The 24,735-nt window shown below is 59.6% G+C and carries 24 protein-coding genes and 1 riboswitch; of the genes, 9 read left to right on the plus strand and 15 right to left on the minus strand.

The window, feature by feature from the left end; all coding sequences use genetic code 11:
• The first annotated feature begins 169 nt into the window (after positions 1-169).
• Positions 170-637 (plus strand): ribose 5-phosphate isomerase B, encoded by a 468-nt coding sequence (rpiB, locus tag DWX39_RS05075; RefSeq protein ID WP_006234151.1) that lies wholly within the window; start codon positions 170-172, stop codon positions 635-637.
• Between the two features lie 151 nt (positions 638-788).
• Here rpiB and ndk read toward each other — a convergent pair whose 3' ends face one another.
• The 4 genes from ndk to DWX39_RS05090 all read right to left on the minus strand — a co-directional run bounded on the left by ndk (position 789) and on the right by DWX39_RS05090 (position 4,758).
• Positions 789-1,193 carry a nucleoside-diphosphate kinase gene (gene ndk, locus DWX39_RS05080; protein ID WP_117758711.1) on the minus strand — a complete coding sequence of 135 codons (405 nt, stop codon included), beginning with the start codon at positions 1,191-1,193 and terminating at the stop codon, positions 789-791.
• Between the two features lie 385 nt (positions 1,194-1,578).
• A complete protein-coding gene (gene argH, locus DWX39_RS05085) occupies positions 1,579-3,009 on the minus strand; it encodes an argininosuccinate lyase (protein WP_117758712.1) in 1,431 nt (476 codons plus the stop codon).
• Positions 3,010-3,127: 118 nt separating this feature from the next.
• Positions 3,128-3,298 (minus strand): hypothetical protein, encoded by a 171-nt coding sequence (locus DWX39_RS10980; RefSeq protein WP_158550218.1) that lies wholly within the window; start codon positions 3,296-3,298, stop codon positions 3,128-3,130.
• Between the two features lie 233 nt (positions 3,299-3,531).
• Positions 3,532-4,758 carry an argininosuccinate synthase gene (locus DWX39_RS05090; protein ID WP_117758713.1) on the minus strand — a complete coding sequence of 409 codons (1,227 nt, stop codon included), beginning with the start codon at positions 4,756-4,758 and terminating at the stop codon, positions 3,532-3,534.
• A 554-nt stretch (positions 4,759-5,312) separates the two neighbouring features.
• Between DWX39_RS05090 and DWX39_RS05095 the strand changes: the two genes are divergently transcribed.
• Positions 5,313-6,140 carry a Cof-type HAD-IIB family hydrolase gene (locus DWX39_RS05095; RefSeq protein ID WP_117758714.1) on the plus strand — a complete coding sequence of 276 codons (828 nt, stop codon included), beginning with the start codon at positions 5,313-5,315 and terminating at the stop codon, positions 6,138-6,140.
• Positions 6,141-6,418: 278 nt separating this feature from the next.
• Here DWX39_RS05095 and polA read toward each other — a convergent pair whose 3' ends face one another.
• A complete protein-coding gene (gene polA, locus DWX39_RS05100; protein WP_117758715.1) occupies positions 6,419-9,169 on the minus strand; it encodes a DNA polymerase I in 2,751 nt (916 codons plus the stop codon).
• Between the two features lie 166 nt (positions 9,170-9,335).
• Between polA and DWX39_RS05105 the strand changes: the two genes are divergently transcribed.
• Together DWX39_RS05105 and DWX39_RS05110 are read left to right on the plus strand one after the other, a co-directional pair.
• Positions 9,336-10,733, plus strand: coding sequence for an aminopeptidase (locus tag DWX39_RS05105; RefSeq protein WP_117758716.1), 1,398 nt, complete (start codon positions 9,336-9,338; stop codon positions 10,731-10,733).
• A gap of 105 nt (positions 10,734-10,838) precedes the next feature.
• Entirely contained in the window at positions 10,839-11,648 is an 810-nt protein-coding gene (locus DWX39_RS05110; protein WP_117758717.1) for a YaaA family protein, read from the plus strand.
• A gap of 23 nt (positions 11,649-11,671) precedes the next feature.
• Here the strand turns inward: DWX39_RS05110 and DWX39_RS05115 are convergent, their stop codons facing one another.
• The gene (locus DWX39_RS05115; protein WP_118072001.1) at positions 11,672-12,187 is read right to left on the minus strand and encodes a hypothetical protein; all 516 of its coding nucleotides are present in this window, start codon (positions 12,185-12,187) and stop codon (positions 11,672-11,674) included.
• A gap of 63 nt (positions 12,188-12,250) precedes the next feature.
• Positions 12,251-12,366: riboswitch (TPP riboswitch) on the plus strand.
• Between DWX39_RS05115 and thiC the strand changes: the two genes are divergently transcribed.
• A complete protein-coding gene (gene thiC, locus DWX39_RS05120) occupies positions 12,359-13,693 on the plus strand; it encodes a phosphomethylpyrimidine synthase ThiC (protein ID WP_117758719.1) in 1,335 nt (444 codons plus the stop codon). (Overlaps the previous riboswitch by 8 nt.)
• 182 nt (positions 13,694-13,875) lie before the next feature.
• Positions 13,876-14,706 carry a bifunctional hydroxymethylpyrimidine kinase/phosphomethylpyrimidine kinase gene (thiD, locus tag DWX39_RS05125; RefSeq protein WP_117758720.1) on the plus strand — a complete coding sequence of 277 codons (831 nt, stop codon included), beginning with the start codon at positions 13,876-13,878 and terminating at the stop codon, positions 14,704-14,706.
• Between the two features lie 333 nt (positions 14,707-15,039).
• Here the strand turns inward: thiD and DWX39_RS05130 are convergent, their stop codons facing one another.
• The 4 genes from DWX39_RS05130 to DWX39_RS05145 all read right to left on the minus strand — a co-directional run bounded on the left by DWX39_RS05130 (position 15,040) and on the right by DWX39_RS05145 (position 18,183).
• Complete coding sequence (locus DWX39_RS05130; protein WP_158556905.1) at positions 15,040-15,699, minus strand: SGNH/GDSL hydrolase family protein; 660 nt, start codon at positions 15,697-15,699, stop codon at positions 15,040-15,042.
• A gap of 77 nt (positions 15,700-15,776) precedes the next feature.
• Positions 15,777-16,928, minus strand: a complete 1,152-nt coding sequence (locus DWX39_RS05135) for a TIGR02452 family protein (protein ID WP_117758722.1) — start codon at positions 16,926-16,928, stop codon at positions 15,777-15,779.
• Positions 16,929-17,065: 137 nt separating this feature from the next.
• Positions 17,066-17,761, minus strand: a complete 696-nt coding sequence (locus DWX39_RS05140; protein WP_117758723.1) for a Bax inhibitor-1 family protein — start codon at positions 17,759-17,761, stop codon at positions 17,066-17,068.
• Between the two features lie 83 nt (positions 17,762-17,844).
• Entirely contained in the window at positions 17,845-18,183 is a 339-nt protein-coding gene (locus DWX39_RS05145) for a hypothetical protein (protein WP_117758724.1), read from the minus strand.
• Between the two features lie 250 nt (positions 18,184-18,433).
• Between DWX39_RS05145 and DWX39_RS05150 the strand changes: the two genes are divergently transcribed.
• From DWX39_RS05150 to DWX39_RS05160, 3 genes are all read left to right on the plus strand, one after another.
• Positions 18,434-19,483: an inorganic phosphate transporter gene (locus DWX39_RS05150; protein WP_006234237.1), complete on the plus strand. Its 1,050-nt coding sequence runs from the start codon at positions 18,434-18,436 to the stop codon at positions 19,481-19,483.
• Between the two features lie 67 nt (positions 19,484-19,550).
• On the plus strand, positions 19,551-20,174 hold the full coding sequence (locus DWX39_RS05155) for a DUF47 domain-containing protein (protein ID WP_006234238.1): 624 nt from the start codon (positions 19,551-19,553) through the stop codon (positions 20,172-20,174).
• 280 nt (positions 20,175-20,454) lie between these two features.
• The gene (locus tag DWX39_RS05160) at positions 20,455-20,985 is read left to right on the plus strand and encodes a nitroreductase family protein (protein ID WP_117758725.1); all 531 of its coding nucleotides are present in this window, start codon (positions 20,455-20,457) and stop codon (positions 20,983-20,985) included.
• A gap of 167 nt (positions 20,986-21,152) precedes the next feature.
• Here DWX39_RS05160 and DWX39_RS05165 read toward each other — a convergent pair whose 3' ends face one another.
• The 5 genes from DWX39_RS05165 to DWX39_RS05185 all read right to left on the minus strand — a co-directional run bounded on the left by DWX39_RS05165 (position 21,153) and on the right by DWX39_RS05185 (position 24,689).
• A complete protein-coding gene (locus DWX39_RS05165; RefSeq protein WP_006234242.1) occupies positions 21,153-21,827 on the minus strand; it encodes a DivIVA domain-containing protein in 675 nt (224 codons plus the stop codon).
• 61 nt (positions 21,828-21,888) lie between these two features.
• A complete protein-coding gene (locus tag DWX39_RS05170) occupies positions 21,889-22,176 on the minus strand; it encodes a YggT family protein (RefSeq protein ID WP_040358293.1) in 288 nt (95 codons plus the stop codon).
• 15 nt (positions 22,177-22,191) lie between these two features.
• The gene (locus tag DWX39_RS05175; RefSeq protein ID WP_006234245.1) at positions 22,192-22,914 is read right to left on the minus strand and encodes a cell division protein SepF; all 723 of its coding nucleotides are present in this window, start codon (positions 22,912-22,914) and stop codon (positions 22,192-22,194) included.
• A gap of 60 nt (positions 22,915-22,974) precedes the next feature.
• Positions 22,975-23,712 carry a YggS family pyridoxal phosphate-dependent enzyme gene (locus tag DWX39_RS05180; protein ID WP_117758726.1) on the minus strand — a complete coding sequence of 246 codons (738 nt, stop codon included), beginning with the start codon at positions 23,710-23,712 and terminating at the stop codon, positions 22,975-22,977.
• Between the two features lie 119 nt (positions 23,713-23,831).
• A complete protein-coding gene (locus DWX39_RS05185) occupies positions 23,832-24,689 on the minus strand; it encodes a PhoU domain-containing protein (protein ID WP_006234247.1) in 858 nt (285 codons plus the stop codon).
• Positions 24,690-24,735: the final 46 nt, after the last annotated feature.

The raw sequence follows: 24,735 nt of genomic DNA on the forward strand, positions 1-24,735 counted from the left end.
GCTCAAGCACAAACTGACAGCATTCATTCATGAGAAGCCGGTCTTGTTGCATGCTAAAGCGTTTGACCAAAAAACGCCCGAGCGTTTACGCAAAAGTCGCGCTATCATGCAGTCGAACGCGGTAAACACCTTTAGCATTTGCGCCGCACAGACCAGAGAGGAACCATCCATGAAGATCGGTATCGGTAACGACCACGCCGCCGTCGAGCTCAAGAACATCATTTCCGAGCACCTGAAGGAGCGCGGCTGCGAGGTCGTGAACTTTGGCACCGACACCTCCGAGAGCTTTGACTACCCCATCGCCGGCTACAAGGTGGGTAAGGCCGTTGCCAACGGCGACGTCGACCTGGGCATCCTCATCTGTGGCACCGGTGTCGGGATTAGCTTGGCTGCCAACAAGGTCGAGGGCGTACGCGCCGTCGTGTGCTCCGAGCCCTTCAGCGCCAAGCTCTCCCGCATGCACAACAATACCAACGTGCTCGCCTTTGGCGCCCGCGTCGTGGGCTCCGAGCTCGCCAAGATGATTGTCGACGAGTGGCTCGACGCCGAGTTTGAGGGCGGTCGTCACGAGCGTCGCGTTAACCTCCTCAACGAGATCGACCACACGCGCGGCCTCAAGGTCGTCGACGAGGCCTAAACATCTCAGTGCCACAAGCTAACAGCAGGGGCCCGCTCGGAACTCATGACCGAACGGGCCCCTTCATAGATTTTGGAATAAAAGGGCGCCGCGGATGGAGTTCCGCGGCGCCCAAGCCACACGCTAACAGCTTTAAGGAGTCAAAGCTGGTTTAGCCAAAGAAGCGCTTGATCTCAATCTCGGCGTTCTCCAGGCAGTCGGAGCCGTGGATCACGTTGGCGTTGACATCGACGGCAAAGTCGCCGCGGATGGTACCAGGAGCAGCGTCAAGCGGATTAGTAGCGCCCATGAGGGTGCGCATCTTAGCAACAGCGGAGAGACCGGAAACAACCATCTTGACAACCGGACCGCTCGTCATAAAGTCGCAGAGACCGCCAAAGAAGGGCTTGTCGGCCAGATGGGCGTAGTGCTCCTCGACGGTAGAGCGCTCGAGCGTGGTCATCTCCATGCGCTCGATGACAAGGCCGCTGCGCTCGATGCGAGCAACAATCTCGCCGATCTTGCGGTCGCGCACGGCGTCGGGCTTAATCATGATGAAGGTCTTCTCGATAGCCATAAGGTAGCCTTTCAAGTAGGTTCGCGCGTGCCCAAGTCCCATTCCGGCACCCGCCTGGACTGCATCGTAACAGAGTTTTAGCTGCAGTTAAACAAAAAGCTGTTTATTGAAACGTTGCAATTTATTAAAGCGTTCCATATGTGTCACTTCTGTTTCGAAGCTCGATTAGAGTACCATCCGACTGCCCATCAACCGCATCGAGCAGAGCAGACGGTCGGTTGCCGCCCGCGAACGTACCCCCTTCACAACCTGCCCAAAGGTCCTACAGAACTTCTCGACAAGCCCCTCCCCCATAGCAACAAAATACGGACGCTCACATCAGCAGACGTCCGTAAAGCAAAAAATGATTCCTCAATAAATGGCAAAAACAGCTTCGGCCAAACCCTTACTTTATCCCGTGGCCCATCTCGACGACCTTGGTCAGCGATCCAAACACGCCCTCGTCGGCCACGAGCTGTGCCTCGGCACGCTGCAGCTGCACGGCAACGGCGGCAGGGGCGGTACCGCCCTCGGTCGTGCGTGCAGCGACAATCGACGGGATGTCGAGCGCCTCGGTAATGTCGTGCTCAAAGAGCGAGCTTGCCTCCTGGAACACCTCAAACGGCAGGTCCTCAAGATTGCAGCCGCGCTTCTCACACATCAGGACCAGATGGCCCACCACGGCATGTGCCTCGCGGAACGGCAGACCACGCTTAGCCAGGTAATCGGCAACATCGGTGGCGGCAAGGTGTCCCACGCCGCACTCGCGCGCCATGGCGTCCTCGTTGACGGTCCAAGTCGAAATCATACCGGCCATAACCGACAGGCACTGCATGAGCGTATGGGCGGTATCGAGCGCGCCCTCCTTGTCCTCCTGCAAGTCCTTGTTATAAGCGAGCGGCAAGCCCTTCATGGTCACGAGCAGCTGCACCAGGTTGCCATACACACGGCCGCTCTTGCCGCGGATAAGCTCGGCAAAGTCGGGATTCTTCTTCTGCGGCATGATGGACGAGCCGGTGGAGTACGAGTCGGAAAGCGTAATAAAGCCAAATTCGGAGCTCGACCACAGCACGATCTCCTCGGAAAGGCGCGACAGATGCATGGCCATGACTGAGCCGGCGTAATGCAGATCGAGCAGGAAATCGCGGTCGGAAACCGCATCGAGCGAGTTGGGAATCACACCCGCAAAGCCAAGTTCGGCAGCCGTCATCTGACGATCGAGCGGATAGCTCGTGCCGGCAAGTGCGGCAGCACCCAGCGGGCAGTTGTCGGCGGCATCAAAGGCTGCCTTCAGGCGCGTAAAGTCGCGCGCGAACATCCAGGAATACGCCAGCAGATGATGCGACAGCAGCACGGGCTGAGCGTGCTGCATGTGCGTGTAGCCCGGCAGAATTACCTTGTCGTACTTCTTAGCCGCATCCACCAGCACATGGCGCAGCTCAAGATTGGCCTCCATGAGCTCCTTGGCCAGCGCCTTGACGCCCAGGCGCGTGTCGGTCGCCACCTGGTCGTTGCGCGAACGTCCGGTATGCAAGCGCTTACCGGCCTCGCCGATGCGACGCGTCAGCTCGCTCTCGATGGACATATGAATGTCTTCGTCGTTGATGTCGAAGGTGAAGTTGCCGGCATCGATATCCTGTTCGATTCCGGTCAGGCCCTTGGCAATCGCCTGCTCGTCCTCGGCACTGATGATGCCCTGGGCCGCCAGCATTTTGGCATGCGCCTTAGAGCCGGCGATATCCTGCTTATAGAGATGTTTGTCGACCGGCAGCGACGCGCCAAACTCCTGCGTGACCTCGGCCACGCCTGCCTCAAAACGACCGCCCCAAAGAACCATGGAACCGTCCCCTTTCTCCAAATACCAAAACAAGCGCCCAAAGCAATGCGCCATATCGCTAAAGCGATTTTTCAACCGCTAGTTTTACACATTCCCCACCGTGTGCGGAGCCATGTAGCTAATTTGCAAAGAAGTGACGCGCCATGCACTTGGCGCCCAACGTCTCCCTCCGGATGTTGCCCTGCGAACCATCGATCCAGGCCTTCAGGCTCATAGGGACGTCCTCGACCCTTGCAGCATCGAACTCGGGCGCGAGGGCAAGTAAAGCATGCGCGATAGCATTGAACATAATGGATACTCCTCATATATATAGGCGCAGAGCCGCCAAATTGATAGAAGGAGCCCCGCCGGACAACCCCGGCGGGGCTCGGACTCAGCCGCAGACGCGGCATCATATATGCGGGCGGAACGTAGGGGCCACCGATGTTAAGAAGTGTCAGCAAGCATAACGAAAGGTAGGGACCCCGTGCGCCCGTTATGTATCACGCGGATGGGCCGCGCGGATACCAAGGGAAGGAGGCGCTAGGCCTGGGCGGCAGCAGAGCTGAGGCCCTGGACCTTTGCCCACGTCTTGAGCGACAGCGTATCGATCTCGATAAAGCCGGCGCTGGCCTTCTCGTCAAACGTGGTGTCGCGGTCGTAGGTAGCCAGACCGTAGTCGTAGAGGCTGAAGGGGCTCTTGCGGCCGACGACATGGCAGTTGCCCTTAAAGAACTTCAGACGGACAGTGCCGGTCACGAACTTCTGGGTATCGGCCATAAAGGCATCGAGCGCGTTTTTGAGCGGGCTGTACCACTGGCCGTTGTACACGGCGGTGGCCCAATCCTGCTCGAGCTTGATCTTGGTCTTGAGCAGGTCGCCCTCGACGCAGATGTCCTCGAGCGCCTTGTGGGCGGTGATGAGCGTCAGGGCTCCGGGAACCTCATAGCACTCACGGCTCTTGAGGCCCACCAGACGATCCTCGACCAGATCGAGGCGGCCAAAGCCATTGTCGCCGGAGATCTTGTTGAGAGCGATGACGATCTCGGAGAGCTTCATCTTCTTGCCGTCGACGGCGACGGGCTTGCCGGCCTCAAACTCAATCTCGGTGTAGGTCGGGGTGTCCGGCGTGTCCTCGGGATTCTTGGTCATAACCCAAGCGTCGTCGAGCGGCTCGTTCCAGGGATCCTCCAGGTGACCGCACTCAATGGCACGACCCCACAGGTTGTCGTCGATGGAGTAGGGGTTGTCGTTGGCGCCCTCGGGAACCGGCACGTTGTGGGCGTGGGCATAGGCGACCTCGTCGGGACGGCACTTCAGGTCCCACTCGCGAACCGGGGCGATAACCTTAAGCTCGGGGTCGAGGGCCTTGACGGCGGCCTCAAAACGGACCTGGTCGTTACCCTTGCCGGTGCAGCCGTGGGCGACGTAGGTCGCGCCAAACTCGTGGGCGACCTCAACAAGCTTCTTGGCAAGCAGCGGGCGAGACAGGGCGGAGAGCAGCGGATACTTGTTCTCATACATGGAGTTTGCTGCGATGGCTTTGGTCAGGAACTCATCGGAGAACTCGTCGCGCAGGTCGAGCACCTGGCAATCGAGAACGCCCAAGTCGAGCGCCTTCTGCTTTTTGGCATCCAGGCCGGTCTCCTCCTGGCCCACGTTGCCGCAGACGCAAACGACGTCGAGATTCTTCTCGTCCTGGAGCCACTTGACACATACGGATGTATCAAGACCACCGGAATATGCGAGAACGACTTTTTCCTTGCTCATGGCTGTTTCCTTTCGCCCTTGGTAGCTAGTTAGAACATCGGTCAGTTGCAAGTCACCTTGAGGTCAAAAACCGTGCAATATCAGGTTATTCAGCAGATTGCATCACAGGCATGCCCTAGAAACATGCGGCTATGTCGTGCTTAAACCCAACGACCTCAAAATGACTCTGTTGAGGCATTGCGCCCCATGGGGACAGAGACGATTGTTATCGTCGTCGGGAAATTGCGCGCTGGCGTCGGATGGCATTGTCTGCAGTGGTGATGATCTTTACGAACTGCATCTGCCTCTCCTTTCACGTATCGCCGGGCGCAATTCAAATATCGCAAACGGTACCTTTTCCTCGGTAAACGGCTCTTTTGCCGTCTCCGTTTTCGATGTTCGCTATATTACGATAAAGTGCACGCTGCGCAAGCGACAAATTCAAATTTCTGAAAAGTTTTTTCATTAGTTTGTGAATTGCAGTGCAAATACGCACCATTCCTGCGAAAATACGCTCGACTACTAGTTGATGGTTATAACGTCTGAAACAATCTCGAAACGAAAGGCGCTTTTTTATGCAAACTTACGAATCGGACGCCAACATCGGCAACATTAAGATTCTCGCCGTCGATATGGACAAGACGCTGCTGACCGACGAGCGTGTGCTGCCCCAGGGTCTTGATGAGCGCCTGGACAAGCTCGCCGACGCCGGCATCGTATTCTGCCCCGCCAGCGGACGTCCCGCCCCCAAGCTCGAGGAGATGTTCGAGGGCATCAAGAACCGCCTCGCCTTTTGTCCCGACAACGGAGCGTGCGTGATCTATCGCGGCAGCTATATCTATAAGAGCAATATTGACGTGGAGCTGTATCAGCAGGTCTTGAGCCGTGCCTCGGAGGATCCTCGCGCTGTCCCCGTCCTGTGCTGCTTCGACGAGTTCTACGTGCTTGCCCGCGACCATCAATACCACGACGAGATCAGCGTCTACTACAACACAATCAACTACGTCGACAGCTTTGAGGGCATTGATTTCGAGTCCAACAAGATTTCGGTCTTCTTCCCCGGCTACGACGCCGAGCCCGCTTTCCGCGAGACCTATAGCCCCGAGTTCTCGGACAAGCTCTACGTCACCAACGCCGGGCGCGAGTGGATCGACTTTATGAACCTGGGCGTCGACAAGGGCGCCGGCGTCGCGCACCTGTGCGAGCACCTGGACATCGATATTGCCGATGCTGCCGCCGTGGGCGATACCTACAACGACATCCCCATGCTGGAGCGCGTCGGGCATAGCTTTATCGTGGACAATGCCGAGGAGCACATGAACGCGCATGCCAAGTGGCGCATTCCGAGCAACAACGACGGGGGCGTACTGACGCTCATCGACGCCATCTTGGCGGCTCGGTAACGTAGCTCATCGGACCTGGCCGGGCGAGGCGGGTAAGTTTTTCGCTCGGTCAGGTCCTGGGCTCGCTCGGAAAGCACATTAAGTGCTTTCCGGCTCGTGCGGAATCTACGAAAAACTTACCCGCCTCGCCCGGCCAGGTCCTGCGGTGACTTGCTTGCCGCCTGGATGGCGTCTTGGCGCCTAGATACTTTGGCTGATTTTTATTGAACGAAGGACGCTCCTTGTTGATGAGGGGCGTCCTCCTGGTTTTGTATTACTTTGGAATTGTGATCATGCCCTTACTTGGCGTCTGCCCAGGTCACTCCAGTCGAAGCTTCGGCGATTAGGGGGACGCGGAGGTCTACTACGTGCTCCATGACGTCGCGGACCATGGTGGTTAGGCGCTCGACTTCGTCGACGGGGCACTCAAAGTCCAGTTCGTCGTGCACCTGTAAGATCATGTGGGCGGCAAAGCCTTCTTCTTCCAGACGGCGGCTTACGCGGGCCATGGCGATCTTGATGATGTCGGCCGCGGTGCCCTGCATGGGGTGGTTCATGGCCGTGCGCTCGCCGAAGCCGCGGAGTTGCGGATTTTTGGCCTTGAGCTCCGGAATATGACGACGGCGGCCGTACATGGTCTCGGCGTAGCCCGTCTGCTTGGCGCGTGCCACCACGTTGTCGAGGAACGTGCGCACACCCGGGTAGGCCTCGTAGTAGCGGTCGATCATGTCGCGTGCCTCGGCCATCGAGATATGCAGCGACTGCGACAGGCCGTAGGCCTGCTGGCCATACACGATGCCAAAGTTCACGGCCTTGGCGCGACTGCGCAAGTCGGGCGTTACCTCGGACACCGGCACACCAAACACGCGCGCCGCCGTCTCGGCATGGAAGTCCTCGCCCTCGTTAAAGGCGCGCACCAGGTGCTCGTCACCCGAGAGATGTGCCAGCAGACGCAGCTCGATCTGCGAGTAGTCCACCGCCAAAAAGACGCTTCCCTCGCCTGCCGAAAACGCCGTCTTGACGGTACGACCCAGCTCCGAGCGCGTCGGGATGTTCTGCAGGTTCGGGTCGCTCGAGGACAGACGCCCCGTTGCCGTGATGGTCTGGTTGTACGTAGTGTGTACGCGACCGTCACCACGGCGTAGCGGGCCCAGCGTGTCCAGATAGGTGGACTTGATCTTAGACTTCTCACGCCAGTCCAAGATCAGACGCACGATTTCGTGGTCACGGGCAAGATCGCTCAGAACCTTGGCGTTGGTTGAATAATAGCCGCGCTTAGTCTTCTTGAGGCCCTTGGTCGGAAGGCCCATCACGTCAAAGAGCACGTGCGAAAGTTGCATGGGGCTGCCGATGTTAAAGGTCTCGTCACCCGCCAGGTCGCGAATGCTGCGCTCAACCTCGGCAATCTGGGTCGCCAGACCCTCGGACAGACTGTGCAGGCGGTCGGGGTCCACAAGCATGCCCGCGCGCTCCATCTTGGCAAGTACCGGAACGAGCGGCATCTCGATACCATCGAACACGTTGGCGGCGTTCTCGCGGGCCATGCGGTCGCGCAACGGCGCCACGAGCGCCAGCGTCAGGGCCGCAGTACGGGCGGCAGGCGCCGGAGCGTCCTCACCGGCACCCTCTGCACCGCGCGCCGCAGGCAGCGCCATCTGCAGATAGGTATCGGCCAGATACGCCTCGTCAAACTCAGAGCGGTCAGAATCCAGCAGGTAGGCGGCAACCACGGTGTCGAAGATACGCGTGGAATCGACTGCCAGCGGATCCATGAGCTCGGGCTCAGAAGAATCGATGGGCGAAAGCTCGTGCAACAACGCCTTCGTATCCGGGCTCGCCACGCGGCCCTCCATAAACAGGCGCGCAAGCACGCCGGCAATCACGCCGTGGGCGAAGTTGAAGCCATCGACTACGGCAGTGGTACCGCCGTCGCCCTCCTCGAGCGCGAACAGGCCCTTGGACGTCGCCAACCACAGCGTGCGCGTCAGTCCAAAGAGCGCGCCCTCTTCCTTGTCGTCGTCCACCACGGCGGCGACCCACTCGCCGGCATCAATCGCGCGGGAGACCTCAGCCGCAACGGCACCAAGCGCGTCGGCATCGCCGGCGGCTGCGCGAACCATAGCAGGTATCTCAAACACACTGGAGGCAGCAGCAGCCCCGCCCTCGCCGCCGATCAACGCCAAGAAACGGTTCTGCATGGCGGTGATACCAAGCGTACCCAGTGCCGCAGACACCTCGTCGGCAGAAAACGCCGGGAAGGACGTCGCCTCAAAATCGAGCTCGACGGGCGCATCGGTGCGAATGGTTGCGACCTTGCGGCTCAGCAGCGCATCGTCGATGTGCGCACGCAGGTTCTCGCCCATCTTGCCCTTGACCTCGTCGGCATGCGCGATGACCTCGTCCAAGCTGCCGTACTGTGCGATGAGCGCGCTCGCCTTTTTGGGGCCGATGCCCGGTACGCCGGGAATGTTGTCCGACGTATCGCCCTTTAGACCGTAAAAATCGGGCACGAGCGCCGGCGTAATGCCATGATACAGGTCGTCCACGCTCTCGGGCGTCATGATCGCCACGTCGGACAGGCCCTTGCGGGTCGAGACCACGTTGACGTGCTCGGTCACGAGTTGATACATGTCGCGGTCGCCGGTCACCAGCAGCATGTCGCAGCCGGCCTCTTCACCCAGGCGCGCCATGGTTCCCAGGATATCGTCGCCTTCCCAGCCCTCGGACTGCAGAATCGGCACGTTGAGCGCGGTGAGCAGCTCCTTGATCATCGGAAACTGCGCATGCAGATCGGGGTCCATGGGCGGGCGTTGCGCCTTATACTGCGGCAGCATCTCCATGCGCACGCGCGGTTTGCCCTTGTCAAACGCCACGACCACACCGTCGGGGTTAAAGGCATCGATCATCTTGAGAAACATGTTCAGAAAGCCGAAAATCGCGTTGGTGGGGCGGCCGTCCGGCGCATTCATGGTGGGCGGCACGGCGTGGAAGGCGCGGTGCATGAGCGAGTTGCCGTCGATAACGGCAAAGGTGCGGCGCTTGTCAGACATATTGAATACCTCGCTTTGGGCTGGGCACGGTTTGCTTACTCCAGTTTACACGCTCCCCGCCCCGCGGCCACCGCACATCAAGCTCCCCCGCCACCGCGAGCCCGCGCGTGATACGATGGCTCACGGTACATCAACCAGCACGATCGATCCGAAAGGAGCCTGCGTCATGGAGCGTCCCTGCGCATGGAAAAAGTACACGCCACAGCAAGTCGAGGAGCTCGAGGGGCTTTGCCGCGGCTATAAGCAGTTTTTGAGCGAGAACAAGACCGAGCGCCTGTGCGTCAAGACCGGCATCAAGATGGCCGAGGAGGCGGGATACGTCGACCTGGAGACCGTGATCGCCGAGGGCCGCACGCTCAAGGCCGGCGACAAGGTGTACGCCGCCAACCACGGCAAGGACCTTATGCTCGTCAACCTGGGCACCGCCCCGCTCGAGCAGGGCTTTAACATCCTGGGCGCCCACGTGGACTCGCCGCGCCTGGACCTTAAGCAGAATCCCGCCTTCGAGGCCGGCGACATGGCCTACCTCGACACGCACTACTACGGCGGCGTCAAGAGCTACCACTGGGTAGCCTCCCCGCTCGCACTCGTGGGCGTCATCTGCAAAAAGGACGGTACCACCGTCGACATCAATATCGGCGACAAGGCAGACGATCCGGTCTTTACCATCTCCGATCTGCTGATCCACCTCTCGAGCGAGCAGATGGCCAAGCCCGCCAAGGACGCCGTCGACGCCGAGATTCTCGACGTGATCGTGGGCGGCCGTCCCGTCAAGTTCGATGAGGACGACAAGGACGCTTCCAAGGAGCCCGTCAAGCAGATGTTCTTGGACATCCTCAAAGAGCAGTACGGCGTCGAGGAGGAGGACTTCCTCTCCGCCGAGATCGAGGTCGTGCCCGCCGGCCCCGCCCGCGACATGGGCCTCGACCGCTCCATGATTCTGGGCTATGGTCACGACGACCGCGTCTGCGCTTACCCCTCCATGCTCGCCCAGATCAATGTGGCCAATGTCGAGCGCACGAGCATCACGCTCATCGTCGACAAAGAGGAGATCGGCTCCGTGGGCGCCACCGGCATGACGAGCCGCTTCTTCGAGAACACCGTCGCCGAGATCATGACGCTCGCCGGCGAGGACAGCCCGCTGGCTCTGCGCCGCGCGCTCGCCCACAGCCGTATGCTCTCCTCCGACGTGTCCGCCGGCTTCGACCCGGGCTATGCCGGCAAGTTCGAGACCAAGAACGCCGCCTTTATGGGTCGCGGCCTGTGCTTTAACAAGTACACGGGCAGCCGCGGCAAGGGCGGCTCTAACGACGCCGACGCCGAGTATGTGGCCCTCATTCGCGACATCATGGACAAGGCAGGAGTGGACTTCCAGACCTGCGAGCTCGGCCGCGTCAACGCGGGCGGCGGCGGCACCATCGCCTACATCATGGCCAAGTACGGCATGAACGTCATCGATTCCGGCGTTGCCGTCCTGTCCATGCACGCCCTGTGGGAGGTCGCCAACAAGGCCGACATCTACGAGGCCTATCGCGGCTACAAGGCCTTCCTCGAGCGCGCCTAATCCACCCCACCCATAACTTGCGGTGGAATACGGATTGATTTGGTCTTTCAATAGCCCAAACAGACCGTATTCCACCGCAATTTCTTTTTTGGCAGAGGAGAGTCCATGCTGCAGGTCATCATTTCGCCCGCCAAGCAGATGCGCGCGGCCCAAAATGCTTTTGAAGTCCTGGGCATTCCACCCTTTGTGCGCGAGACAGCTCGCCTCCACCGCGCACTGCTAGATATCGAGCGGAATGAAGGCAGCGGCGGCCTGCAGGCGCTGTGGAACGTGAGTGACAAACTGCTGGGACCTTGCCTCAACACCCTGCATGAGTTCGGGCCCATCCTGAAAAACGGCGATCTCGACAATCCCGCACTCGCCCGTCACTTCTCCCCTGCCATCATGTCCTATCACGGCATTCAGTACCAGAGCATGGCACCCGAGGTAATGGATGCCGAACAGCTCGCCTGGCTGCAAAGCCATCTGTGGATCCTCTCCGGCCTCTACGGGTGCGTTCGTCCCTTTCATGCCGTCGAACCGTATCGGCTGGAGATGGGCGCGAAGCTTGTCGTCGACGGTGCCCGAGACCTCTACGCATTTTGGAGCGATAAGCTCGCGCGGGCTATCGCCCCGGCAGGCTCAAACACCACGATCGTCAACCTCGCCAGCGTAGAGTATGCCAAAGCCGTTCTGCCCCACCTCGCGGGCGACGCCACGGCCGTCACATGCCTCTTTGGCGAGGGCATCCGCAACGGGAAGCCCATCCAACGGTCGACCGCCAGCAAAAAGGCGCGCGGCTCCATGGTGCGGTGGATGGCAGAAAACAAGCTCGAGGATGCAAGCGAACTTACCGCATTCAACATCGGCTATCGGCACATCCCCGAGCTTTCAGACAAAAACACCCTGGTTTTCATGAACGCGCAGGCACTATAGGCCCGCCGTTTCCAAACACCCCGTTACTCCGCCAAGCCATCGGCCTTTGCAATCTCGCTCGTCGAGCCATCTTGGTAGGTAATCTTAACGTGCTCTACGTCGGATACCGTAACGCCCGACGGAGGTTCCAGACGCCACTCCGTCAGCGCAATGTCCATGGTCGTGGGCACGTCCCCTTGATCTTTGAGCTTCACCGTCAGCGTTTTGAGCGTCGCATCAAACGTCACGCGTTCGATTTCTTCACCCGGAATAGACCCGCCGCTCAGCTGCAGCTGCACAAACTCGTCGCGCGGATACCAATAGTCGCCCGGTGCGGCAACCGTGTTGCCACCAGAAACTTTCATGGTCATAATCGGCAGGCCCTCGTCGGCTTCAAACCCCCAGGTGGCGCCGCCAGGACCGCCGAACGTCCAAATACAAAAGGCAATCACCAGCACGGCAAGCACCGCAAAACCAATCGCGACCAACCCATGGTGCGCACGGCTTTCCTCGGCCGATACACCCCATTGTGTCTCTCGATATAGATGCTTGTCTTCCATGTACGCCTCCCCACAGGCACGCTCGTTGGCCCAATCGTACCCATTCAGGCTATACTTGAGCCCATTACATAAACGGGGAGCTTGCAGGACAAGACGGCAGGCTGAGACTGGGCGCGCCCGCCCTGACCCGCAAACCTGATATGGGTAATGCCAACGAAGGGAGCCGTGCCAATGAGCGCACAGACCGAGCCCAAGCTCGTCACGCAAATCGACTTCGCCCGCGCCGGGCGGATCACACCGCAGATGAAGGAGGTCGCCGAGCGCGAGCATCGCGACCCCGAGTACATCCGCGAGCGCGTGGCCGACGGCCGCATCTCCATTCCCGCCAACATCGTGCACATCAAAAAGGGCATGCGCGCCTTTGGCGTCGGTGAGGGCCTGTCCACCAAGGTCAACGTGAACCTGGGCATCTCGGGCGACAAGGCCGATGCCGCCGAGGAATGGAAGAAGGTCAAGATCGCCGAGGACTTTGGCGCCGACGCCATCATGGACCTCTCCAACTCGGGCAAGACGCGCCAGTTCCGCCAGCAGCTCATCGACGAGACGCCGCTCATGGTAGGCACCGTCCCCATGTACGACGCCATCGGCTACATGGAAAAGCCGCTGGTCAAGCTCACCAAGGACGACCTGTTCGAAGTCGTGCGCGCGCATGCCGAGGACGGCGTGGACTTTATGACCATCCACTGCGGCATAAACAAGTCGGTCACCAAGACCTTTAAGGAGACCGGCCGCCTGATGAACATCGTGAGCCGTGGCGGCTCACTGCTGTTTGGCTGGATGGAGGTCACCGGTAACGAGAACCCATTCTATGAGTTCTACGACGAGTTGCTCGAGATTTGCCACGAGTACGACGTGACGATTTCGCTCGGCGACTCCTGCCGCCCGGGCTGCCTCTACGACTCCAACGACGCCACCGAGACCGCTGAGATGATCGAGCTGGGCAAGCTGTGCAAGCGCGCTTGGGCCGCCGGCGTCCAGGTCATGGTCGAGGGCCCGGGTCACATGGCGCTCGACGAGATCGCCGCCAACATGAAACTGCAGAAACGCCTGTGCCACAATGCTCCGTTCTATGTGCTCGGGCCGCTGGTGACCGATATCGGCGTGGGTTACGACCACATCACCGCTGCCATCGGCGGCGCCATCTCCGCCAGCTCCGGTGCCGACTTCCTGTGCTACGTGACACCGGCAGAGCACCTATGCCTGCCCAACGCCCAGGATGTGCTCGACGGCCTCATGGCCACCAAGATCGCCGCACACGCCGCCGACATCGCCAAAAAGGTGCCGCACGCCCGCGACATGGACGACAAGATGGGCCAGGCACGCCGCAAGCTTGACTGGGACGCCATGTGGGAGTGCGCGCTCGACCCGGTTACGGGCAAGAAGCGCTACGAGGAGTCCCCCGCCGCCACCGAGGGCACTTGCACCATGTGTGGCAAGATGTGCGCCGTCCGCACCGTCAACAAGATCTTCGAGGGCACCACGATCGACCTCGGCATAGAGGACTAACCCTGTCGCCGCGGCCGCCTCTGGCGGCGAGCTGGTGCCTGTCAATTGTTGACGTGTGAACATTTGCTTGCATTTGCGTAAAGATTGCATCGCCCGCCCGGGTTCGACATAGAGTCGGCCCGGGCATCTTTATAATGCTGGCTTAAAGACCCATTTGATTCCGACCGAACAAGGGAGCGAACATGGATCGTAGTAAGGTACCTGCCGTCCTGTCCATCGCGGGATCCGATTCCAGCGGCGGCGCCGGCATTCAGGCCGACATCAAGACCATCACGGCGCACCGCCTGTATGCCGAGACGGCCATCACCGCCATCACAGCGCAAAACACGCTGGGCGTCACCGCCGTACAGGATATCTCGCCAGATATCGTAGCCGCGCAAATTGACGCCGTTTTTGACGATATCCGCCCGAGCGCCGTCAAGATCGGCATGGTTTCTTCTGTCGAGATTATCGAAGTCATCGCCGACCGCTTGAGCGCCTGGAACGCAACGAACGTGGTCGTCGACCCCGTCATGGTCGCCACCTCGGGCGCGCGGCTGATTGCCGAAGATGCCGCCGAGGCGCTCACCCGCCGCCTGTTCCCGCTGGCGACGGTTATCACGCCCAATATTCCCGAGGCCATGGCCCTGCTCGACTACGAGGTCGACTCCGAGCGCACGCAGCAAAATGCTGCCATGCTCCTCACCCGCCGCTTTGGTTGCGCATCCCTCGTTAAGGGTGGGCATCTTGTCAACGAGGCCAACGATGTACTGGCCGAACCCGCGCCGCTCGATGACGAGGGCAACCATCTGGGAGATCCACTCACCACGTGGTTCCGCCACAAGCGTATCGATACCAATAACACACACGGCACCGGCTGCACGCTCTCGTCCGCCATTGCCTGCGCGCTGGCCCAGGGTATGGATCTTGCCGATGCCGTCAACGCTGGCAAGGCCTACCTGACAGGCGCTCTGGCCGCCGGCCTGAACATGGGCAAAGGCTCCGGCCCCGTCAACCACATGTGGCAGTATTAAGATTCGCAGTCCAAAACCACCGCAAAGGGGACAGGCACCCTTGCGGTGGTTCCCACAAACATCTCGATCTGTAACAGTTAAAGTCCATTTTTCGGCCCACCCGTTACAAATCGAGACATCCAAATTCCACTGAGAAGATAATCTCGATGTGTAACAGTAACTCGGCAAAATCGACCCTAGATGTTACAGATCGAGACAAACGACCGATATCGACCTAAATAATCTTAATCTGTAACATCTAGCCCGTTTTTGGCCTTACAACTGTTACAGATCAAAGCAAACCAACGAAACAAGCCGTCGCAAGGAGAACTATTGTGGTGGTTTGGGGCCGTGCTACTCACCGAGCATCTCTTGGAGCTTGGCCGCCACGGCGTGACCCAGGCTCTCATGGCTTTCGGGCATCATATGCAGATAGTCGATATCGCCCGGCTCGGCAAACTCCGCTGCATTCAAAAAGTCGCAGCCAAACTGCTCGGCTACGTGCGCGTAGTATTCAGCAAAATGCTCCGAGGCCTCGACGGAACGCTCGTCAAAATCGGTCATATATACATCGGCGATCTGCGGCTTGATCTTGATAGGAGCCATCAGCAGAATGCGCGGACAAGGCGCAGCGTCGGTCCACGGAAACGCGCGGACGGCGCGAATCAGCGCCATGGCGCCACGGGCGATATCGGCAGCCGTCACGTTAAAGACCGTCTTGCAGTCGTTGGTGCCCAGCATGATCACAATGGCGTCCAGTGGCTTATGGGCCTCGAGCAGCATCGGCAGCGCGCGGATGCCGTTAAGATTGGTGTCCAGATGGCACATGTCGTCGCGTACCGTCGTGCGGCCGTTGAGGCCTTCTTCAATTACATGCCAGCCCTCGCCTAAGTCACGTTGGGCCACGCCGCACCAGCGCACATCCCGCGCATAGCGCACCGCGGTGCCGTCGCGCATGCCCGCCGGATCGTAACCATAGGTGTTGCTGTCGCCAAAGCATAGAACGTTTTTCATCGTAAGCCCCTCGCTCAGTAAAAAGCCGACGGGAGCAGCCCTCCCGCCGGCTCGACCCATCTGTCAGCACGTACCGATTACAGGTACTTGCGCCAATCGTCCTCGTTCTCATCATCCTCGGTAGCAGCCTGGGCCTGCTCGGCGGCGCGAGCTGCCGCAGCGCGAGCGGCAACCTGGGCATAGGACTCCTCGTTGCGCTCGGGGAAGTTTGCCAGCACGTGCTCGAACTTGGCAAAATCCTCATCCCAGCGCGTAGAAGGCACGGCAAAGAAGACTTGCTTGACCTTAAAGTCGCCCGACGCGAGCTCCTTGCGGAAGAGCTCGGCCACGGCCTCGGCGTCAAAGCCGTTGTTGTCGCAGCCCCAAGCGCCCAGTACGAGCTTCTCGCGACCCAGCTCGTCGCAGATGGCAAGCACAAAGCGAATGCGGTCGCGCAGGGCATCCAGCAGAGCATCGTCGCTCACGCGATACTCCTGGCGGGCGCGCTTAACGTTGGGCGCGGCGGCCACGATCACGTCGGCGTATGCATGCACGTGGTTGCGATCGAAGCGCACCGCAGGCACCACCAGCGCACGGTTTCGGTAAAGCTCGCAGTTGATGTTGCGGCGACGGTTCTCGCCGTACCATTTGCGCTGCTTATCGAGAACGTTGTACAGATACGAATCGGCGCACAGCGTGGCCTCCTGGCCCAGATAACCCTGAATATAGCCACCGCCCGGATTGGTGAACGAGGCAAAGGCGAGCACGGCCATGTCGCAGAACTGCGCATAGCCACGACCGTTGTCCAAGATGGCCTGCGTGGCGGAGGCATCGAGCACGGTGACCTCAGGCAGGGACGCAGCAGGCTCCTCAGCAGGCGCGGACTCAGCTTCGGCGATTTCCTCGGCAGGCTCCTCGACGGGCTCAGGAGCTGCCTCGGTCTCGGGCGCTGCCTCGCTCTCGGGTGCCGCCTCGGTCTCGGCAGCCTCCGCGCCCTCGACGTCCTCGGCAACCTGTTCTTCAGCGGCCACAGCAGTCTGAACCTTGGCCTTCATCGCCGCGACAAAGCCGGCAGGCATACCGTCAAACTCGCGAACACCGGCAAGCGAACGCTCGATATCCTTGGCGCACGCTTCGGACACAGTTGACACGTGACGCTCGGCGGCCTTGGCACGGGCCTCGCGCTTGGGATTGGGCTGACCCGCTCGGTTGGACCTGCGGTTACGGTTCCTGTTGTCGACGTCTGCCATACGTGGCCACCTTTCCTGTCGCTGCCGCTATCGGCTTTTCCCATCCATGATACCCCGCCGCGTACAAAAAAGACGGCCCCGAAGGACCGCCTTTCGCATCGATTTGCCCGCACGGCAAGCACCGCCGCAATTCGCCACTAGTCGCGACGGCCAAGGATGTTCAGGATGCGCAGGAACACGTTGATAATGTCAACGAACAGATTGGACGCCATGAGCACGGCGTTGGGCAGCGTAGGCGGCACCGTCGTGGCAACATAGGTGTCGTAGCCAATAAAGCCGGCGAACACCACGATCACGATCAGGTCGGTGATGGACTGCGAGACGCCCATGAACATCAGCACGATCTCAACCAGAACAGTGGCGAGCAGAATGCCAAAACCGATGCCATATACGCGCTGGAAAAACTTGGGGAAGGTCACGCCCAGCGCGCCAAAGACAAAGGTGATGGCGGCCGTGGCGATAAAAGCGGTGTTGATGGTGGGCAGGTCGTAGTTGGCAAGGCCAAACGACGCGGTCAGGCCAAAGGTACTCGCAAAGATTACGTAGCCCACAAGGGACAGGCCCACGGACTGCTTGCTGGCGGCGGCCGACATCATGACCATGCCGACGATGGTCAAAATAAACGAGCCAAAGACCAGCGGCAAGGCTGCGCCGCTCATCATCATGCGCGCAAACGACATGGTGCTCGTAAAGTAGGCGCCGGCGCCCATGGCGCAAAAGCCCAAGAAAATCAGGGCAGACATGACAAGGTTGTACGCGCGCGGCGACATCTCCTTGGCACGGCTTGCACCGGTCTCGATGGGGCCGTTCTGATAGCCCTGGATATCGTTCATACTTCGTCCTTTCACAAAGCGCCGTGAAAGACGGCGCAGCAGATGACAAGATTCCTGCCATTGTACCCGAACGCCGTGCGTCCTTACCTACGGCGCTCGCCCTCAAGCGTACGATCAAACGCCCAGACCCACCAACGCATCACGTGGGCCTGCGAGCCGTCCGGCCGTCCGCACGCCTGGTCCTCCAGATACAACTCGGTCGCGTGCCCGCCAAAACGCACCTTATAGGTTGCCGTACGAACGCCGTGGACCGTCAGGCCAAAACCAGTGGACGAGACGATCTCGTCAATCGTAAAGCAGCGACCGTCGACCCAGCAGACGGTAACCGGCACGACTTGTCCGCCCGCGAGGATGCGGGCCACGACGTCCACATACTGCTTGTGCACGCGCCGAGTTTTGCCGTCTGTCTGTCGATATTCCATGCCTCCTATTATCGAACGCATGTTTGCATGTTGTAAAGCGAACAGACTGTGGTTTTGGAGTGTCGTAGTAATCGCACGTGTCCGTATGGCGTGTTAGCAAAAAGAACACCCGCGGCCAACAGGGCTAATATTCAATTTTAGTGCCAAAAAGTTCACTTCTCCCATCAGAACTCGGTAAAGAGACCCGCAGGAGGTGATACGATTTATCATGTTTTTGTAACGTGTCTGCAAACTTCGAGAAAGCCCATATATGGACGTAACGTTCTCAACCTTCCTCGGCCAAATTGTGTCGAACCCAGTCCTTGCCGTCACCGTGATCCTCGCGTTGGGCGCCATCTTCGTCAATGGATGGACCGACGCGCCCAACGCCATCGCGACCTGCGTCACTACGCGTTGCATGCCCGCCCGCGCCGCCATTCTCATGAGCGCCGCATTCAACTTCCTCGGCGTGCTCATCATGACGCACTTTAACGCGAGCGTCGCCAACACCATCTCACATATCGTCGACTTTGGCGGAAACAGCACCATGGCGCTCGCCTGCCTATGCGCGGCGCTGTTCTCCATCGTCGTCTACGGCGCCACAGCGTCGCGTTTTGGCATCCCCACCTCGCAAAGCCACAGCCTTATCGCCGGCCTGACCGGTGCCGCCATCGCCCTCGGCGGTGCGAGCAGCGTCAACGTCCACGAGTGGATGAAGGTCATCTACGGTCTGGCGCTCTCCATCGGCCTGGGCTTTGTCATGGGCTGGGTCCTGTGCAAGCTCGTCTCGATTCTTTTCGCCGCCGCCAACAGGCGACGTGCCAATGTCTTCTTTAAATACGCTCAGATCGCGAGCGCTGCGGCCATGAGCTTTATGCACGGCGCGCAGGATGGACAGAAGTTCATCGGCGTGCTCTTTTTAGGCGTGGCCTTTGCCAGCGGCCAGACGAGCGTCGGCGATGCAGGCATCCCCATCTGGATTATGCTGCTGTGCTCGGCCACTATGGGTATCGGCACCAGCGTGGGCGGCGAGCGCATCATCAAGTCCGTCGGCCAGAGCATGGTCAAGCTCGAAAAGTATCAGGGCTTCTCCGCCGACCTGGCGGGCGCCGCAAACCTGCTGCTTGCCACCCTTACCGGCATCCCCGTGTCCTCCACACACATCAAGACCTGCGCCATCATGGGCGTCGGTGCCGTCAAGCGCCTCTCAGCCATCAACTTCGGCGTCGTCAAAGACATGATGTTCACCTGGTTCTTCACCTTCCCCGCCTGCGGACTCATCAGCTTTGTCATGGCCAAGCTGTTCATGATGTTCCTCTAGTCAAACCGAACGTCCATCCGGACTGCATTACCTCGCCCACCCGTCTTCGCCTCGAAAGGACCCACCCATGGCAAAGAAACCCGATTCGTTCTACTTCGACAACTACGTCGCCTGCGCCGACCTTGCCGTCCAGGCCGCCGAGCTGCTCACCAAGATTTTCGAGAACTTCGATCCCGCAAAGATTCACGATATGCTCAACAAGATGCACGCGATCGAGCATGCGGCCGACAAGAAGCACCATGAGCTTGAGGACGCCTTGCTCACCGCCTTTATCACCCCGCTCGAGCGCGAGGATCTGGATCTGATGAGCTGCTCACTCGACACCGTGCTCGACCGCATCGAGGGCGTCGTGCAGCGCGTCTACTTCACCAACATCCAGAGCATCCATCCCGACGCCATCGTCATCGCCCACAAGGTGACTGACGCCTGCCGCGCCATGAAAGACCTGATGGTCGAGCTGCCCAACTACCGCAAGTCCAAGACCCTGCGCGAACTCGTCATCCAGATCAACACCATCGAGTCCGAAGCCGACGAGCTCTATATCAACGCCATGCGCAACCTGCACGTTAACGGCAAGGACCCGCTCGAGGTCATCGCCTGGCGTGACGTGTACGCCTTCCTGGAGTACTGCGCTGACTGCTGTGAGAATGTGGCCGATGTTGTGGATTCGATTGTCATGAAGAACAGTTAATTGGGGGTACGTGTCCCGGCGGCGAAGGGCCGGCACCTGTTTGCTTTCTCACTCCGGCTGCATGGCAGAGTCGTTCGAAAGTAAACAGGTGCCGGCCCTTCGCCTTACGTACCACCATTGGGAACTTTGGCTGATACTTTGAAAGCGATGGGGCTTTTGTTGGCGGGGCCTTTGGACCCGATTGGGAACTTTGGGACCGCCTTAAACGTTTGGGTGGATGGGGCTTTGGGTACCCTTTGTTTTACTTTGGATTGATTCGTTGAATTTGGAGGGCTTGGTTGTGAGTTATTTGGATCTGGCTCGGTCTCGGTATTCTTGTCGCGAGTTTGAGAATCGTTCTGTTGAGCAGGCTGTGGTGGATGCCATTGTTGAGGCTGGGCGGATTGCTCCTTCTGCTTGTAATAATCATCCAACCCGTGTGATGGTGTTGGATACGCCTGAGCTTCTGGAGAAGGCTGCTGCTTGTCAGCCTCGGTTTGCTCGTGATGGGTCTATCTTTGGCGCTCCGCTTATCTTCCTTATTTGCAGCGTTACCGATGATGCTTGGGTGCGCCCGTATGATCAGATGAATTCCAGCGAAATCGATACATCCATCGTTTGCGATCAGATGATGATGGAGGCCACCGAGCAGGGCCTGGGAACGTGCTGGGTATGCCATTTTAAGCCAGAGGTGGCACAGGAGCAGTTCAATCTGCCCAAGGGCGTTTATCCCTATCACATGCTTGTCTGTGGCTATCCTGCCGACCACATCGCCGACCCCGAGCATCGCGAGGCCCGTACCATTCCCCTCCCCAACTTCCTCCTCAAGTAGTTTTTTGGCACATGCCCTAAAACCTACCTTTTACCGCTCACCCATTCGCCGAGTTCTGCGCCACAATGTGCAGGGCTCGGTTTTTTATGTTGCGCGCCCCTGCACAGTCATAAAAAAGGACCCGCAAGCTGCGGGTCCTTTCTAGGCACTAAATTGTAGGCCGAATGTTAGTCCAGGTCGTCGGCAGCAAAGTTGTCGATCGGGGCGAAGGGATCGGCCACGGGGACAACCGGGTCAGCGACGGGCAGCGGCTCGGCGGGAACAGTCACTGCAGGAGAAGCGGCAGAACCGACCGGCGTGGAGGCCATCAGATCGGCCGGGAAGGAATTCTGGGCATCGTCCATGAAGTGCTGGATGAGCTTGAGATACTCTGCCTTGAACTCCTCACGGGAAGCCTTGAGACGATCGATCTCCTCGAGCTCGGCCTGCTTCTCGGTCAGAGCCTGGCGGATAACCTCGCGGGCCTTGGCGTCAGCCTCGTTGCGGATACGCTCAGCGTTCTCGTTGGCATCGTTGACGATGGTCTCAGCGGTCTGCTGGGCAGCGATCAGGGCAGCGGAAATCTGGCGCTCCTGAGCGGAGAAGTCAGGGGCGGGAGCAGCCACGGGGGCGGCAGGAACGGCCTGGGCGGTGGCATCCTGAGCTTGGGCAAGCTGAGCCTGCGCATCGGCAAGCTGCTGCTCGGTAGCAGTCAGACGACCCTTAAGGTCGACGATCTTAGCGAGCATAGCGTCAACCTCGGAAGACAGCGTCTCCAAGAAGACGTCGACCTCAGCAGGATCGTAGCCACGCTTGGCCTCAGAGAAAGTCTGAGCCTGGATGTCTGCAGGGGTAATAGCCATAACAAGTCTCCTTTTTCATCGCCTCGGCGCTACACGCCCGACGTAAGTTACTAAGTCAGTTCTACACGAGTATACCTATAAGAAGCTGCAGAACCAGCCTCTGCACCAACTGCAACGCAATAATCGCAACGACCGGCGAAAAATCGATACCGCCCATCGGCGGGATGAAACGACGGAACAGGTTGAGCCACGGACCGCACACGCTATCAAGCACCGCGGCAATATCCTGAAGCAAACCACCCTGCTTCATGGGAATCCACGTCATAAAGCAGTAGACGACAATGAGCGTGGAATAGAAGTTGAACAGCGTGTTGACCAGCTGGACGATAGTGTAGATGTTGATGGGAATCTCCTCGTCTTGTCTTTACTTAAGGTAGCCGTCGGCACGAAGCTTCTTGAGATCGGAATCTTTGACCTCGCAACCGGCGGGCAGCACCATGAACACGCGGTCGCCCACCTCCTTGACCGTGGCACCCAGACCGCAGGCAAAGCCGTAAGAGAAGTCCAAGACGCGCTTGGCAACTTCGGTGCGTACGCCCACAAAAATCAGTGCGACAGGCTGCTTGGTGCGAACGCGGCGCACCACGGTCTCCACGTCGTCATAGCTCTCGGGGCGCAGGACATAGGCCGGCAGCTGCGGCGTGGCGTTGATGATATTGCTCGCATAGGCCGAGGCATCGCTCGGTGCAGGCGCGGGTGCAGCGGCGGCACGGGCGCGGGTATTCTCGGCGTAGCTCGACGGCGTGTCATAGGCACCAGGACGATAACCGCTCGCAACACTGTCCTGCGAGCGCGAAGGCGGGTTATACGTCGTGGCATGGCGGGAGTCATCGCCGACCAGCTGACCGGAGCGCGTATACACGGCAACCGACTCAGCTTCACCGCGGCGCGTCTGGCCAAGCAGGCCGTTGCTCGGCTCGTCTTGGGTGTAGAAGCCCTCGCCCGAAGCACCACTGTAGCCGTTGTTCTGATAGCCATCGTCGTAGCCGTCATCGTAGCCGTAGTCGTCGTCCTGGCCATAACCCTGGTCGTAACCCTGCTGGCCGCCCAGGTGCATCTTATTTTTAATCTCGTCAAGGAAGCCCATGGTTGTGTCCTCTCGCGGTTTAGTGCAGGCGCCCCGATAATCAGTGCGCACTTCAGAGCCTTATTTTACTGCAAACTCCGGGCTAAATACTACCCTGCCCAGGCGAACGAGTGTAGAGCCCTCCTCAAGGGCAGGCTCAAAGTCCTCGCTCATGCCGCAGGAAAGCTCAGGTAGGTTCAAATCGGGATGCGCCGCCTCCAGCTCATCCCTCAGCTCACGAAGCCCCGCAAAGGTGCGGCGTGCCACATCCTTATTCCCCCGGGGCGCCATAGTCATAAGCCCCTGCACGCAAATTCCCTCAAGCTCCGCAAGCTCACCCGCGGCGGCGCGAATCTCATCGGGCGAAAAGCCTCCCTTCGACTCTTCACCACTCACATTGACCTCAATGAGCACACGCTGAGGGCCGGCAAGCTCGCCTGCCCCAATCTTGCGGACAGCACGGCTCGAGATCGCCTGCGCCAGATGCAGCGAACCCACCGAGTGAATCAGCTCGGCTGAGCCCAGCACCGCATTTATCTTATTGGTCTGCAGGTTGCCGATCATATCGAAGCGCACCTCGGGCAGCTCCGGATGCTCCGCCAGACCCGCGAGCTTGCGAACCAGCTCCTGCGGGCGGTTCTCGGCAAAATGGCGATACCCCGCCTGGATGGCGGCAACGGTCTCATCGACACCAACGGTCTTGGACACGGCAATGAGGCGCGCGGCGTCGTGGGGGCGGCCCGCGCGATCGAGCGCCGCATAAAAACGTTCCAGAATCCGCTCGCGGCGAGCGCGCATCAAGTCCAAATAGTTATCCATTGCTAATCGCCTCCGCTGACAGCCAAACAAGTAGTCCCATGCTAACGCAAGAGCGCGGCCCCGCATGTGCAAGGCCGCGCTCACTTAGGTATTTACAATCTTTCGATGAACGGGGTTACTTACTCCTCGTCGTCCTCGCCATCGTCCTCGTCCTCAAGATGATCGAGCAGGTAGCGAAGACCCTCGCTGACCTCGTTAACGGGCACCTTGGCAACGTAGCGTGCATCGACGGCGGGCCTCATGATAACACCCTCGCCCGAAGGCACGCGCATGCTCTCGAGCTCATCCTCATCAGTGCAGGCGATATCACCGGCAGTCATACGCTGTCCGGTCAACAGGAAGGTCAGACGGCAGGCGGCATCGATGGAAATCGAGGCGATGCGATCGAGATAGCGCGATACCATGATGGCGCGGCGCAGGTCGTCATAGTTGCTGTCGTCGTCCATAAAATCGCCCGTGTCCATGCGGTTAAAGGTGCGGAAGAACTTCTCGTAGGCGGCGTGCACTGGCTCGTCCTCGACGGCCAAGTTGCAGATGATGGACATGTCGTTGGTGACGAGCGCAGAAAGCGAAGAGCCCAGTACCTGGTAGACGGCCTCAGCCTCGGCCTCGACCGTGCCGACAAGCTCCTTGGGCAGCGAGATGTCGGCCTTGATCATATGACGCGTGGCGCGGCAAATCTGGCGAACCTTATCGGTCATGCGCTGCAGGTTAAAGTCGACGTAGATGATCGTCTGCAGCAAGCGAAAGTCGGAGGCGACCGGTGACTGCGTGGCAATCAGGTTGTAGCAGACGGCCTCCAGGTTGGCGCAGCGTGCGTCAATCGAAAGCGTGCGCTTCTTGGTCTTGGTGGCGAGCTTGCGGTCGTCGGTCACATAGGCCTTCACGGCATCGTGGAGGGCCAGATCGACGGCCTCGTAGATGCTCAGCATCTCGTGACGGGCCTCGATGAGCTGACGGGAAAACAGTTTGCGCATGGTTCACTCCAATCAGTTGGGTGCGGTCATGCCGCCCGCACAGTGA

Origin of the sequence: Collinsella sp. AF19-1LB (assembly GCF_003459655.1) — a bacterium.
In the GTDB taxonomy this organism is placed as follows: Bacteria; Actinomycetota; Coriobacteriia; order Coriobacteriales; family Coriobacteriaceae; genus Collinsella.

Excerpts from the sequence above, each read along its gene's own strand:
- DWX39_RS05145 (WP_117758724.1), bottom strand. The coding sequence starts at position 18,183 with ATGGAATATCGACAGACAGACGGCAAAACTCGGCGCGTGCACAAGCAG.
- argH (WP_117758712.1), bottom strand. The coding sequence starts at position 3,009 with ATGGTTCTTTGGGGCGGTCGTTTTGAGGCAGGCGTGGCCGAGGTCACG.
- rpiB (WP_006234151.1), top strand. The coding sequence starts at position 170 with ATGAAGATCGGTATCGGTAACGACCACGCCGCCGTCGAGCTCAAGAAC.
- DWX39_RS05105 (WP_117758716.1), top strand. The coding sequence starts at position 9,336 with ATGGAGCGTCCCTGCGCATGGAAAAAGTACACGCCACAGCAAGTCGAG.
- DWX39_RS05185 (WP_006234247.1), bottom strand. The coding sequence starts at position 24,689 with ATGCGCAAACTGTTTTCCCGTCAGCTCATCGAGGCCCGTCACGAGATG.
- DWX39_RS05135 (WP_117758722.1), bottom strand. The coding sequence starts at position 16,928 with ATGGCAGACGTCGACAACAGGAACCGTAACCGCAGGTCCAACCGAGCG.
- DWX39_RS05140 (WP_117758723.1), bottom strand. The coding sequence starts at position 17,761 with ATGAACGATATCCAGGGCTATCAGAACGGCCCCATCGAGACCGGTGCA.
- DWX39_RS05175 (WP_006234245.1), bottom strand. The coding sequence starts at position 22,914 with ATGGGCTTCCTTGACGAGATTAAAAATAAGATGCACCTGGGCGGCCAG.
- DWX39_RS05130 (WP_158556905.1), bottom strand. The coding sequence starts at position 15,699 with ATGAAAAACGTTCTATGCTTTGGCGACAGCAACACCTATGGTTACGAT.
- ndk (WP_117758711.1), bottom strand. The coding sequence starts at position 1,193 with ATGGCTATCGAGAAGACCTTCATCATGATTAAGCCCGACGCCGTGCGC.
- DWX39_RS05180 (WP_117758726.1), bottom strand. The coding sequence starts at position 23,712 with ATGGATAACTATTTGGACTTGATGCGCGCTCGCCGCGAGCGGATTCTG.
- DWX39_RS05090 (WP_117758713.1), bottom strand. The coding sequence starts at position 4,758 with ATGAGCAAGGAAAAAGTCGTTCTCGCATATTCCGGTGGTCTTGATACA.
- DWX39_RS05150 (WP_006234237.1), top strand. The coding sequence starts at position 18,434 with ATGGACGTAACGTTCTCAACCTTCCTCGGCCAAATTGTGTCGAACCCA.
- DWX39_RS05115 (WP_118072001.1), bottom strand. The coding sequence starts at position 12,187 with ATGGAAGACAAGCATCTATATCGAGAGACACAATGGGGTGTATCGGCC.
- thiD (WP_117758720.1), top strand. The coding sequence starts at position 13,876 with ATGGATCGTAGTAAGGTACCTGCCGTCCTGTCCATCGCGGGATCCGAT.
- DWX39_RS05110 (WP_117758717.1), top strand. The coding sequence starts at position 10,839 with ATGCTGCAGGTCATCATTTCGCCCGCCAAGCAGATGCGCGCGGCCCAA.
- DWX39_RS05165 (WP_006234242.1), bottom strand. The coding sequence starts at position 21,827 with ATGGCTATTACCCCTGCAGACATCCAGGCTCAGACTTTCTCTGAGGCC.
- DWX39_RS05095 (WP_117758714.1), top strand. The coding sequence starts at position 5,313 with ATGCAAACTTACGAATCGGACGCCAACATCGGCAACATTAAGATTCTC.
- DWX39_RS05155 (WP_006234238.1), top strand. The coding sequence starts at position 19,551 with ATGGCAAAGAAACCCGATTCGTTCTACTTCGACAACTACGTCGCCTGC.
- thiC (WP_117758719.1), top strand. The coding sequence starts at position 12,359 with ATGAGCGCACAGACCGAGCCCAAGCTCGTCACGCAAATCGACTTCGCC.
- polA (WP_117758715.1), bottom strand. The coding sequence starts at position 9,169 with ATGTCTGACAAGCGCCGCACCTTTGCCGTTATCGACGGCAACTCGCTC.
- DWX39_RS10980 (WP_158550218.1), bottom strand. The coding sequence starts at position 3,298 with ATGTTCAATGCTATCGCGCATGCTTTACTTGCCCTCGCGCCCGAGTTC.